The 259-nt window shown below is 33.2% G+C and carries 1 pseudogene; it reads left to right on the forward strand.

The window, feature by feature from the left end:
* Positions 1 to 246: pseudogene (locus JR005_RS14745) on the forward strand (IS982 family transposase); the annotation flags it as partial.
* Positions 247 to 259 lie beyond the last annotated feature (13 nt).

The following is a 259-nucleotide window of genomic DNA, read 5'->3' on the forward strand; positions in this document are numbered from 1 at the left end:
GATTTGATTACTTACCATAGAAAGAACATGCAGGCTATTCAACTCTGTTTATCAGATAAATATCATTTAAAACAACGCAATAAGATAGAAACGTTATTCAGCTTATTGAAAGGACAATACAATTTAGTGACGAGTAAAGCACGTAGTATTCATGGATTTCTTAGCGGAATTTATGCATCGTTATGTGCATATCAATTAACTCATCGGAATAAGCCAACAATTCAAGTTATGGAATCATTAGCTTAAGCAGGATTCGGGT

Origin of the sequence: Acinetobacter sp. Colony158 (assembly GCF_019264745.1) — a bacterium.
In the GTDB taxonomy this organism is placed as follows: Bacteria; Pseudomonadota; Gammaproteobacteria; order Pseudomonadales; family Moraxellaceae; genus Acinetobacter; species Acinetobacter ursingii.